This is a genomic window from Geomonas sp. RF6, from assembly GCF_021044625.1.
GTDB lineage: Bacteria > Desulfobacterota > Desulfuromonadia > Geobacterales > Geobacteraceae > RF6.
The window spans coordinates 4393347-4405784 of the sequence record NZ_CP087999.1; the positions used below are offsets into that span (position 1 = coordinate 4393347).

The 12438-nt window shown below is 64.3% G+C and carries 8 protein-coding genes; 4 read left to right on the top strand and 4 right to left on the bottom strand.

Annotated features, from left to right (window positions below):
• Positions 1 to 11: 11 nt before the first annotated feature.
• From LPW11_RS18790 to LPW11_RS18810, 4 genes are all read right to left on the bottom strand, one after another.
• Positions 12 to 1139 (bottom strand): DUF3300 domain-containing protein, encoded by a 1128-nt coding sequence (locus LPW11_RS18790; RefSeq protein WP_230995405.1) that lies wholly within the window; start codon positions 1137 to 1139, stop codon positions 12 to 14.
• A 425-nt stretch (positions 1140 to 1564) separates the two neighbouring features.
• Entirely contained in the window at positions 1565 to 1732 is a 168-nt protein-coding gene (locus LPW11_RS18795) for a hypothetical protein (protein WP_230995406.1), read from the bottom strand.
• A gap of 253 nt (positions 1733 to 1985) precedes the next feature.
• On the bottom strand, positions 1986 to 3215 hold the full coding sequence (locus LPW11_RS18800) for a hypothetical protein (RefSeq protein ID WP_230995407.1): 1230 nt from the start codon (positions 3213 to 3215) through the stop codon (positions 1986 to 1988).
• A 750-nt stretch (positions 3216 to 3965) separates the two neighbouring features.
• Complete coding sequence (locus LPW11_RS18810) at positions 3966 to 5846, bottom strand: [Fe-Fe] hydrogenase large subunit C-terminal domain-containing protein (protein ID WP_331001580.1); 1881 nt, start codon at positions 5844 to 5846, stop codon at positions 3966 to 3968.
• Positions 5847 to 6183: 337 nt separating this feature from the next.
• On the opposite strand from LPW11_RS18810, the gene LPW11_RS18815 reads away from it, so the two are divergent.
• Genes LPW11_RS18815 through LPW11_RS18830 form a run of 4 tightly spaced genes read left to right on the top strand, consistent with a single transcriptional unit; the run spans position 6184 to position 12436 of the window.
• On the top strand, positions 6184 to 8796 hold the full coding sequence (locus LPW11_RS18815) for an SLBB domain-containing protein (protein WP_230995408.1): 2613 nt from the start codon (positions 6184 to 6186) through the stop codon (positions 8794 to 8796).
• 46 nt (positions 8797 to 8842) lie between these two features.
• On the top strand, positions 8843 to 10123 hold the full coding sequence (locus LPW11_RS18820) for a nucleotide sugar dehydrogenase (RefSeq protein ID WP_230995409.1): 1281 nt from the start codon (positions 8843 to 8845) through the stop codon (positions 10121 to 10123).
• 25 nt (positions 10124 to 10148) lie between these two features.
• Positions 10149 to 11192, top strand: coding sequence for an SDR family oxidoreductase (locus tag LPW11_RS18825; RefSeq protein ID WP_230995410.1), 1044 nt, complete (start codon positions 10149 to 10151; stop codon positions 11190 to 11192).
• A 20-nt stretch (positions 11193 to 11212) separates the two neighbouring features.
• On the top strand, positions 11213 to 12436 hold the full coding sequence (locus LPW11_RS18830) for a GumC family protein (RefSeq protein WP_230995411.1): 1224 nt from the start codon (positions 11213 to 11215) through the stop codon (positions 12434 to 12436).
• Positions 12437 to 12438: the final 2 nt, after the last annotated feature.

A 12438-nucleotide genomic window follows, 5' to 3' on the forward strand; every position in this document is an offset into this window, starting at 1 on the left:
GACGCCTGACCTTATCTGCCGCGGGTGTCCGGTGCGATGGCGTGGGGGAAGGGAACCGCCGGCGTCGCGGGGGCGGGTGCTGGGGGTGCCGCTGGCGCTGTCGTCGGCGCGGGCGCCGTCGTCGCCGGTGACGGTGACGGTGACGGTGACGCAGGGGAGGGGGAAGCAGGTGAGTGGGAAGATGTAGCGGGGGCGTGCGTGCGCGGAGCTTCCCTTCCTGCGGGGGCATTCCCCCCCGGTTGTGCTCCCCCTGCAGGCGGGCGCAGCTGCGGTCCCCGGCGGACCCTCACCGCCGGTGATTCCGCCGGGCGCGCGGCGCTCCTGGAGGAAGTGCGCAGTTCCTGCCGATACCGGCTGTTGTCGCGCGCGGCGACGGAGCGGTCGATCCTGATCTCCTTTGCCTTGTCGCCGACGTACGCCTTGTTGCGGAGCTGCACGTGGGGGCGCGAGCGTTTCACCCAGCCGCGGTCGCGCCAGCCGTGGTAGTAGACGCGTCGTCCCCCCCAGTCGCAGTCCCTGTTCAGCCAGGATCCGATGGTGAAGCCGAATCCGTAGGTGATGGGGGGCGCGTCGTCGGGGCGCTCCTCCAGGTACACGGTCCGAGGGTCGTAGCGCGGCACGTAGAGATAGAGCGGGTCAGCGGGGACGATCCGGATATATCCGGCCTGCACGATGACCTGCTCCTCCCTCGTGGAGCGGAGCTTCCCTGCTGCGTAAGCCCTCTCGCGCAGCCGCTGGATCGCGTCCAGCACCTCCGGTTCCTGGTTCAGGAACGCCTGCCCCACGGTCACCGTCCACTGGTATTCCCGCTCCATCATGAAGAGGACCTCCGGGTAGTGGGCGATCGCCTTCACGCTCACGTCCCACTCCTCCCCGTCTATTCGCGCAGAGCTCCCGTAGCGCTCCAGGAAGCGGGCGGCGTAGACGATCTGGTCGGTGAAGGTGGCGGCGGGAAGGAGCTGGGCGAGGAGCGGGTCGGGGTAGAGCGCGATCGGCGCCAGCAGCTCTTCCAGCTCCTCCGGTGCCAGCCTTCCTGTCGACTGGTACCCGGGGCGAGCGCTGTCGGCGTGCGCTGCGCTGCCGGTGAGTAACACCAGGAGGCAGAGAGGAACCAGGACTGCGACGAGGCTCTTTTTCATAGCACGCTCCGGCGATGGAATGGGGATGTGCGGACACTTCAGTTTACCACGGAGAGGGCCTGGGGTCAGGCTTTGCATTTGGGTATTTGGTTTTGGTGCAATCCGCAAATGCGCAAATGCGAAGCCTGACCCCGGGCAGAATACAGAAACAGTCCCCGTCCTTGCGGTGGGGCCTGTCAGCTCCAGCGTCATGGAGTGTCGGCGTCGTGCCGGAAGGTCATGCGTGGGGTCAGGCTTCGCATTTGGTTATTTGGCTGTGGGGGACCCCGCAAATCCCCAAATGCAAAGCCTGACCCCAGGGCAGGATACAAAAACAGGCCCCGTCCTTACGGAGGGGCCTGCGAGCTCTAGCTGCATGAAGAGGTGTCGGCGTCGTGTCGGAGGGATGAATGGGGGAGGGCCGACGCTCACGCGGCCGGATCACTTCAGTGGGGGACCTTGCTGCTGGTGATGAGGAACTGCATGACTCCGAGGAGGTTTACCAGCCTGCGCAATATCACGTTTTTTTCCTGTGCGTTTCGTGCCGCATACAATCTTTCTTTCAGAAGCTGATACTGTTCGTTTACTACAACCAGTGGATCAACCTTCTTCATTATAATCCTCCTAAGAAATGATCTGCAGCAAATATAATCACCGCAGCCCGCGTTGTCAAGGAGTATTATGTGCTTGAAAAATCGCATGTTTACGCTTGTAATGCGTGTCGTTGCGGAGGAGTGTCAAAAGAGGGGAGGGGCTGGATCGAGGGGAGGGACGCGGAGACTTTCTAATCTGCCAAAAGGCAGGGCCGGCGGGGAGAGAATCGGCTCTCCGGGCGCCGGCCCTGCGCTAAATGACGGAACTTTTATCCTACTGGTACTGGACGTAGAACGGCTTGGGGGTCAGTTTGAGGACCTCCTGCGGGGTGAGGAGCGGATCCCCCTTCTTCGTGTCGTTGTGGTAGAAGAGCTTGAACCCGGTCAGTTCCACCGGCTCGGCGACGATGTAGTCCTTGTAGGAGTCGCGCTTCAGCCACGGAGCGCCCCAGCCGTCCATGTTCATGACGATCTGCACCTCGGGTCGCAGGGCAATCTTCCTGTAGTTGGTGACGCCGTTCCTGGTGAACCTGTGCACCGTCAGCACCTTCGGCGGGATGTGGTACTTCTGCACCAGGTTCTGGAGGTATTCGCTCACGTAGTTGATGTCGGCGGCGTCGTACGTTCCGATCTTGGAACCGGGGCGGGCACCGCTCTTGATCAGGTTGAACTCCGGGTCGATCCCCAGGTGCACGTCGGGGTTCTTGAGGAGCCACTCGAAGCGCGGCAGTATGGTGCGGATGTTGTCGTGCCCGGTCTGGATGTCGATGAAGAGGATCGCCCCCGCTTCCTTTGCCCAGCCGTATACCTGGTTCACCACGGCGTCCGGCATGATCATGCGGTACTTTCCGGCCTTTCCAGGCTCGCCCTGCGCGACGACGGCGATGAGGTGCAGTGCCGGCTGGACCGGGACCCCCGGGTCCGCCGCTTCCCAGCGGGCCACCTCGCGCTTCAGACGACGCAGCATGTCGTCTTTCTGGAACTCGCCGAGCGCCCCCATCCGTTTGGAGAGGGGATTGCCGTAGTAGGCGACGATTCGCTTCGACGGGAGGATGGCGCCCGGGAGCGGCTTCGGATACTTTACGGGCCAACCCTTCTCTTTCGCGAATTCGGGGTCCTCACCGGCGAGGAACTTCTTCCCCGGCTCCTTCGCCCCCTTCACGCCTGCCGCCTTCTTCTCGCTCGGTGTCGCGGCGGTACCGGTCGCCGCGGGTGCCGCGGCGGTCGCGGCAGGGGCGGTGGTGCCACCTGTCGCTGCTCCGGCGTTGTCGTCTGCCTCGTGGGGAGCCGTGGCAGCCGTTTGGGCGGTTGCAGCCGGTGCGGCCGGGGCCGGTGCGGCAGGATTTGCGGTTATCACCGGCGGGGCGGCCGTGGCGCCGGGGGAGGCGGTGATCTTCTTCGCATCGATCTTGCGGTCGCCGCAGCCGGTAACGAGGAGCGGAATAAGGCAGAGGAGGGCGATGCCGGCGGTTTTGTGGGTGCAAGCCGCGTGGGTAGGCTTCACGTAAAGCTCCTTTTCAAATGTAGTGTGCCGGGGCGGGGGAAGGCGCGCAGAGGAGCCTCTGCCGTCGCGGCGCGGGTTCGATGAGGTTTTTGTTTAGCTGGTTTGATCGACGGCGACCCGGGAGGTCGGGGGGGACCTGCTGCAGGGGAGTTAACCTTGGTTCTGCTCCGTCATCATTAAAATCGCCGATTTGGCGGACTCATACTACCCTTTCCAAAGTGCCGGTGTCAATGGATGAATATGTGCGGAGAAGGTGCGGAGGTGAGTGAACTCATTGGTGAAAGTTATACTTTCAACGTCGGCAGTGGCACACTGCCATGTAGGCCGCAATAAGCGCTAGCGTTTCCGGCATTCGCTGCTTGCGGCTTCGTCTGCGGTGGACTGCCGGGAACGCTTGGCGGCTTATCCCGGCGTACCTTGGGTGGATTGCCGGGAAGGCCTCGCGGCTTATCCCGGCTTACGTTTGGTGGACTGCCGGGAACGCCTGGCGGCTTATCCCGGCCTACGTTTGGTGGAGTGCCGGGAACGCCTCGCGGCTTATCCCGGCCTACGTTTGGTGGACTGCCGGGAACGCCTGGCGGCTTATCCCGGCCTACCTTGGGTGGATTGCCGGGAACGCCTCCCGGCTTATCCCGGCCTACGTTTGGTGGACTGCCGGGAACGCCTGGCGGCTTATCCCGGCCTACCTTGGGTGGACTGCCGGGAACGCCTCGCGGCTTGTCCCGGCCTGCATGGACGCCGGTGGACTCCCTAGCTGTGCGTCAGCTTTTGCGCTTCGCTGCTTATCTCGGTCGTTACCTGTGACATCTGCTCGGTGGAACGGCTCACGTCCGTCACCAGCTGTGCGGTGCTGGCGAAGCTGGTGCAGGCGGCTTCCGCCTTTTGCCTGATCCTGCCGTACACGATCCTCAGCTCGTCGGAATACGGCTTTATCTTCGCCGCCTCCTTGCGGGAGGTCTCCGCGAGGGCCTTTACCTCGTTTGCCACCACGGCAAAGCCGCGCCCCACGTCGCCGGCACGTGCCGCCTCGATGGAGGCGTTCAGCGCGAGGAGGTTCGTCTTGTCCGCTATGTCCTCTATGGCGGTGGCGATAGGTGCGAACTTTTCCGTCGTCTCGCTGGAGCCCTGGACTTCCTTCACGAGCTGCGCGAACTCCGCTTCCTGGCTCTGGAAAAGCTCCATCAGCGCCCTGGACATCTGTGCCACCGAGGCGTTGGTGGCGTCCATCTCGGTGAGGGCCGTGGTGACGTTCCCCGCGATGGCGATCTCGTCCTCCCGCCTGCTTTCGATGGTGCTTTTCAGCTCCTCTATCTGCTCCTTTTCCACCACGATCTGATGTTCCTTGTAGTAGTGGCAGTTCTCCGGCTTGTTCAGCCCGTTGAAAACGGCGGTGGCCATTCCCCTGCATTCCCCGTAGCCGCAGGCGCTGCAGTTGTACAGGTCGGCTTCGGAGAACTTCGCCATCCTGCGGTACACCTCGGAGAGCTCGCGCTCGCTCGGCTTTTTGAGCGTGTTGTTCCCTGACAGGTCGAGATAGCTCCTCTGGTACAGCCCCGGCTCCCAATACTTCTCCACCAGCTTCTTCAGGGCCCGCTTCCCCCGCGCGTTCGCGAAGGGGCCGCTCTTCCGGTGTCTCCCCTGCATCTCCTGGTTTCGCTTCTCGATCAGCTCCTCGACCTCGTCCGGAGACTTCTGCTGGTTCAGGGTCCCCGGCCCGCCGTTGCACCCCATCTCGCAGTTCAGGCAGTCGACCAGGAGCGGCGCGCTCCCTTTCTCTATCCCTTCCGTGAGCTTCTTCAGGTAGTGGTAGATCGTAGCAACCCCTTCGATCTTCCTGGTCACCAACCCGATCTCCGGTACCTCCCGGGATGCCGTGCGCAAAAGCCCTCCCGGGGTGGAGAAGAGGACGGCCCGCTCGGCGGGGGGATTGTCGTAGTCGAGGGGGGGGAAGTCGGCGAGCCTGATCTTCGAGGCGGCGAGATAGTCCGCCACGGCGCGGTAGGTGACATTGTAGTCGCCAAGACCGGTCTCCTCGAACTCCCGCTTCTTTGCGAGGCAGGGGGAGAGAACGGCGACCTTGTAGTTGCTGTACTGCGGGTAGAAGCGCTTGATCATCTTCACCGTGTGCAGCATCGGGCTGTCTGCGGGGGCAAGGTGCTTTATGAGCTGGGGACGGTAGATCTGGATGAAACTTACGATGGCGGGGCAGGGCTGGGCTATGACGGTGCGCGGCTTGTTCTTATCGATGTGCTCAAGGTAGCTCTTCACCGTCAGCTCGGCCCCAAAGCTCACGTCGAATATACCTTCCACCCCGAGTGACTTCAGCCAGCCGTTCAGCTGGAGGTATTCGCCGGGAAAGTTTGCCGCCACAGCCGGGGCGACGATCGCCACGATCCTCGCCCCCCCCTGCAGATCGCGCAGGAAGAGGTCGAAGTCGTCCAGCGGCAACCTGGCATTGTGGGTGCAGGCGGTAAGGCAACTGCCGCAGGCGATGCAGATGTCGTGGTCGATCTCCACGGCGTCGCCGCTGCCGTCGTTGCAGTACTTCACCGGGCAGGCGGTGATACAGGCGTGGCAGTTCACACACTTGTCACTGCTTACTTCGATAACCTTCGCCAGTTTCTTCTTCATGACCTGCCCCCCTGCTCATAGTCGTCCTCTGTTACTGATCGGTCTCCCTCTAGTAGGACTTTAGGGGGAAATCCCCACGCAGGTCTTCTTCAGGGGAGGGGGGGCGCATCGTTGCAAAATTTTGACGCGTACCGAAAAAAGGTGGAGCCAAAGTATTGACTCCCCATCCTCCCTCCGCCCCCTGATAACCTGTAAATTCAGCGACTACAGTGGTTCCGCCCCTTGGCACGCCCGTTGCTAATTAGGGTGTCGCGGTGGTGGCTCTCATTTAGCCGCGCGCCCTGCGGGAACGGCCATCGCTGGCTGCAGCACTCAATACCCCGCAATAGGACTGGACATGAAGAAAAGTTTTACTGCCGTTGCCTTAGCTCTTGTTACCTCTTTCACCAGCACCTCGATGGCCGCAACCTTTCCTCCGGCTACGTCCCCTGCGCAAACGACCGCACTTTCCGCCTTCCCGGCGCAGCCCCCGCAGCTTCCCGCCGGCGCGTTGTCCGGCGCGGTTTCCGGTGCAGGGCTCACCCTCCGCTCCGGGGTGCCGAACCAGCAGCCGCAGAGCACCGTGCCTGCCGCGCGCCCTGAACCCGCCCCCCCGGTCCAGCCTCAGACGCAGCCGTCCCAGCGAGGGTCCCAGGAGCAGCCCGTGGCGCAGGCGGGGGGGCAGGGGACCCCTGCGGAGAACGCGGCCTCGCAGCCCGAGCAGCGCTCACCCCTCGAGCGCGCCCTTGCCGAGGACGTCCCCCGCAGCGACAAGGTCATGCAGTCGCAGCAGTTTCAGATAGGGGAGATCTCCCAGTTCGGCTACTCCTTCTTCCGTCCCGACAGCACCGGCTTCGCGCCCCAGACCGACGTCCCGGTCGGCCCGGAGTACGTCGTGGGGGCGGGGGACCGGCTGGTGGTGAATATCTGGGGCAGCTTCGACGGGAGCTACGAGCTCGAGGTCGGCCGCGGCGGGGAGATCGTGCTGCCGCGCGGAGGGGCCGTGAAGGTGGCGGGTCTTCCCTTCGGCTCCCTCCCCGATCTCTTCCGCGCAAAACTGGGGCGCACCTACCGCGACTTCCAGCTCAGCGTCACGATGGCGAAGACGAGGCTCATCAAGGTCTACGTGGTCGGGCAGGTCAATGCCCCCGGCGACTACACCGTAAGTTCCATGTCCACCCTCATAAACGCCCTCTCCGCCGCAGGGGGCCCCACCAAGAACGGCTCCCTGCGCAATATAAAGATCAACCGCAACGGCAAGGTGATAGACACGGTCGACCTCTACGACTTCTTCCTCAAGGGGAACAAGGGGCGCGACATCCGCCTGCAGCCGGGGGACACCGTGCTCGTCCCGGTGATCGGCCCCGTCGCCGGGGTCGCAGGGAACGTGCGGCGTCCGGCGCTTTACGAGCTGAAGGGTGAGCGGACCCTGAAGGAACTTCTCGAGCTCGCCGACGGCATCAACCCCACAGGGTACCTGCAGAGGGTCCAGCTTTCCCGGGTGCAGGCACACGCGAAGAAGGTGGTGCAGGACGTAAGCCTCGACCCCCAGCGGGGGAAAAGCGTGGAGCAGGTCACCGCCGGCATCGCGATCCAGGACATGGACATGGTGAAGATCTTCCCGATCGACAACACCATGCGTGACTACGTGAGGCTCGAGGGGTACCTGCTGCGTCCCGGCGATTACGCTCTGGCGAAGGAGACGAGGCTGAGCTCGCTCCTTAAGGCCGCGGAACCCCTCCCGGAGTACTACGCAGCGGCGGGGCAGATCACCAGGCTCTACCCTCCCGACCTCCATCCGGAAATCATCTACTTCAACGTGGATCGGGCTATGAGCGGCGACCCGGAGCACGACCTCGCCCTTGCGGAGTTCGACAAGGTGAAGGTATTCGCCCGGTGGGAGATGGAGGAGCTCCCGACGGTGCGGGTGAGCGGCGAGGTGCAAAAGCCGGGGACCTTCCGCCTCTTCAACAACATGACGGTGCGCGACCTCCTCATGCAGGCCGGAAACGTGAAGGCTACCGCCTATCTGAAGAACGCCGAGATCACGAGGCTCAGGCGCAGCGGCTCCGCGGTTACCTCCTACTCCGTAACGGTGGACCTGGCGAGCGTACTGAAAGGGGAGGGTAACCAGAAGCTGGAGCCGTTCGACGAGCTGTACGTGCGCCGCATCCCCAACTGGGCGGAGGAGACGGACCGCTACATCACCCTCAAGGGGGAGTTCGTCTTCCCCGGTTCGTACCCCATCTACCGCGGCGAGCGGCTGAGCAGCGTCATCCGGCGTGCCGGCGGTTTTACCGACAAGGCGTTCCTGAGAGGGGCGAAGTTTTTGAGGACGCAGGTGCGGGAGCTGCAGCAAAAAAGGATGGACGAGATGCTGCAGCGCACCGAGGCCGAGCTTCTCAAAAAGCAGGGGGAGCTCTCCTCGCAGGCGAGTTCCAAGGAGGAGCTGGAGGCGACTAAGGCCTCCATCGAGTCGATGATGAAGTCGATCGACCTCCTGAAGGAGAAAAAGGCGGAAGGGCGCCTGGTGATCCACCTCAAAAAGCCGCAGGAACTGGAAGGGACCCCCTTTGACCTGGAGGCGAACGGCGGCGACGTCATCGAGGTCCCCTCCGACCCGCAGACCGTCTCCGTGCTGGGGCAGGTATTCAACCCCACGAGCTTCGTGTACACCCCCGGCGACAACGTCCAGGCGTACCTGAAGCGGTCCGGCGGGCTGACCCGCGAGGCCGAGACGAGGGACATCTACCTCATAAAGGCGGACGGCAGCGTCGTCAGCCGTCAGAGCTCGGGGGGCGGTTTCCTGGGCTTCGGCGGCTTCCTCTCCAAGGCACTCGACTCCGGCGACACCGTAGTCGTGCCGCAACGGATGGAGAAGGTTGCCTGGATGCGGGACCTGAAGGACATCGCCACCATCCTCGGCCAGATCGCGGTGACGGCGGGGGTCGTTCTGGCAGCCGGGCTGTAGCGACAGGAATGAAGGAAACAAATACAGAAAGAAGGGGCTACTCAGCATGAAACGCAAAATCTCCGTCATAGGCCTTGGCTACGTCGGACTCCCGGTGGCGGTCGCCTTCGGGAAGTCGGCGCGCACGGTCGGTTTCGACATCAACGCAGAGCGGGTAAAGGAGCTGCGTGACGGCTACGACCGCACCGGCGAGGTCACTGCCGAGGATCTCCAGGCGGCGGATCTCTGGTACACCGACAGCATCGACGAGCTTCGCTCGGCCGACTTCCACATCGTCGCGGTGCCGACCCCGGTGGACGAGGCGAACCAGCCGGACTTAACGCCGATGCTGCGGGCCTCCGAGACGGTGGGGCGCGCGGTGAAGCCGGGCGACATCGTGGTGTACGAGTCGACGGTCTACCCCGGGGTCACCGAGGAGGAGTGCGTACCGATCCTGGAGCGCGTCTCGGGGCTTACCTGCGGCCGCGACTTCAAGGTCGGCTACTCCCCGGAGCGCATCAACCCGGGGGACAAGGAGCACACCTTCACAAAGATCAAGAAGGTCGTCTCCGGGCAGGATGCCGAGACGCTGGAGATCGTGGCGGGGGTCTACGAGTCGGTGGTCTCCGCCGGCGTGCACCGCGCCTCCAGCATCAAGGTCGCCGAGGCGGCGAAGGTCATCGAGAACACCCAGCGCGACCTGAACATCGCGCTCATGAACGAGCTCGCCATCATCTTCGACCGGCTGGGGATCGACACCGGTGAGGTCCTCGCCGCGGCGGGGAGCAAGTGGAACTTTCTCCGCTTCACGCCGGGGCTGGTGGGAGGTCACTGCATCGGGGTCGACCCTTACTACCTCACCCACAAGGCGGAGAAGGTCGGCTACATCCCCCAGGTGATCCTCGCCGGGCGCAGGATCAACGACGGCATGGCGAGATTTGTGGCGCAGCGCACCATCAAGGAGATGATCAAGGCGGGGCACTGCATCAAGGGGGCGCTGGTCACCGTGCTCGGCCTCACCTTCAAGGAGAACTGCCCCGACCTCAGGAACTCCAAGGTGGTGGACATCATCGACGAGCTCAGGGACTACGACGTCACCGTCCAGGTTCACGACCCCCTCGCCGACCCGGCCGAGGCGCTCCACGAGTACGGGGTGGAACTCACCCCCTTCGACTCTCTTGCCCCCGCTGCCGCCGTGGTGGCTGCGGTCTCGCACAGCAGTTACCTCGCCCTCGGCGCTGCCGAGCTCTCCTCTCTCCTCACCGAGGGCGGGGTCCTCATCGACGTCAAGGGGAGCTACCCGCGCGAGGCGATGCGGGGGGCGGGTATCGAGTGCTGGCGCCTGTAGCACGGCGGGGAAAGGGGGAAAGGGAATGACTGCGTTTGAGAAAGTACAGGAGGGGCTGCGCCGCGCCCCGAAGAAGTGGGTGGTCACCGGGGTGGCGGGATTCATCGGTTCCAACCTGCTGGAAAAACTCCTGGAGCTTCGCCAGGAGGTGGTGGGGCTCGACAACTTTTCCACGGGGAAGAGGGAGAACCTGGAGGAGGTGCGCGCCCTGGTTGGGGAGGAGAAGTGGCGCCGCTTCCACTTCATCGAGGGTGACATAAGAGAGCCTGCAGATTGCGAAAGGGCCTGCGCCGGCGCAGATTTCGTGCTGCACCAGGCCGCCCTCGGCTCGGTCCCCCGCTCACTGGAGCGCCCCGGCGACACGAACGACAACAACGTCACCGGAACGCTCAACATGCTGACCGCCGCGCGCGACGCGCGGGTCGGCTCCTTTGTCTATGCCTCGAGCTCGTCGGTGTACGGCACGCACCCGGCGCTGCCGAAGTTCGTGGAGACACTGGGGGAGCCGCTGTCGCCGTACGCGGTAAGCAAGTACGTCTGCGAGCTCTACGCCGCGCAGTTCTCCCGCCACTACGGACTGTCGTGCACCGGGCTTCGCTACTTCAACGTCTTCGGCGCCAGGCAGGACCCGGACGGGCCGTACGCCGCGGTGATCCCCCGGTGGGTCGCCACCATGATGGCGGGGGAGCCGGTCTTCATCAACGGCAGCGGGGAGACGAGCCGCGACTTCTGCTACGTGCAGAACGTGGTGCAGATGAACCTCCTGGCGGCGACGGCAGCGGGGGAGGGGGCGAACCGCGTGTACAACGTCGCGCTGAACGACCGCACCGACCTGAACCAGCTCTTCGACATGCTGCGGCGCCGCCTCGCTCCGCGCTTCCCGCACCTGGAGAACTTTTGCCCCACCTACCGCGACTTTCGGGCCGGCGACGTCCTTCACTCGCAGGCGGACGTCTCCGCCGCGGTGCGCCTCCTGGGGTACGCGCCGACCCACGGTATCGAAGAGGGGCTAGACGCCGCGCTTTCGTGGTACGTGGCTCGCGCCGGCGGGGCCGGGCTCTCCTGCTGAGAGATTCGCGGGAGCAGAGAATGAAGGAAAGGGAAAACGGAGTAGCGATGCAACAGCCAGCGGAGCGTCCCGGGGGTGCAGGGACGGTGAATATCCTTGAATACGTCCAGATCGTGGCGGAGCGGAAGTTCCTGATCCTGTGCACGACCTTCGTGGTGGCGCTGGGGAGCGCCCTCTTCAGCATGACGCTGCCAAACCTCTACACCGCGAGCGCCCTCGTGGTGGTGAGCGATGACGACAGCGGCGGGGTGGGGGCGATGCTCGCCCAGTTCGGAGGGCTTGCCTCCCTTGCGGGCGGCTCCATGGGGGGGCCGACGAAGGGGGACCTGTACCTGACCATGCTCTCCACCGACACCGTGAAGGACCCAATCATAGACCGCTTCCGCCTCATGCAGGTGTACGAGGCAAGGCTGCGCTCCGACGCCTACGCCGCGATGAACGCGAGGGCGGAGATCTCCGCGGGGAAGAAGGACGGGGTCATCACGATAAGCTACAGCGACGAGGACCCGAAGCGTGCCGCCGCGATCGCCAACGCCTACGTGGAGGAGCTCGGCAAGCTCACCACGAACCTCAGCATGAAGGGGGCGGGTAGCAGCCGCGGCTTCCTGGAGCAGCGCCTCACCGCTGCAAAGGCGGACCTTGCCCGCGCAGACGAGGCGCTCAAGGGGTTCCAGTCGAAGAACAAGGTGGTCGCGGTACCCGAGCAGGCAAAAGCCTCCATCGAGGGCGTGGCCCAGCTCCAGGCCCAGCTCGCCATGCAGCAGGTGCAGCTCTCCTCGCTGCAGCGCCAGTTCGCCGACACGAGCCCGGAGGTGAAGGGGGTAAAGGCTGCCATCGGCACGCTGAAGGCGCAGATCGCCCGCCAGGAGGGTGGCGGCGCCCTCGGCTCCATACCGTCCATCGGGAGCATGCCGCAGATGGGGCAGGAGTACGTGCGGCTGATGCGGGAGCTGAAGATCCAGGAGGCGCTCGTCGAGACCCTCACGAAGCAGTACGAGATGGTGAAGATCAACTCCCTGAAGGACACTGCCCCCTTCCAGCTCCTCCAGATGGCGAAGGTGCCGGAGAAGAAGAGCAAGCCGGTGCGCAGCCGCATCGTCATCCTCTCCGCCGCCGCGGGATCCTTCCTCTCCGTCGTCTACGTCTTTCTCTGTGCATCCCTCACCCGGGTAGGGGAGGAGGATCGCCAGCGCCTGCAGCGGATCGGGGAGGCGCTCGGGTTGCGGCGCCGGCGCCAGGCATGAAG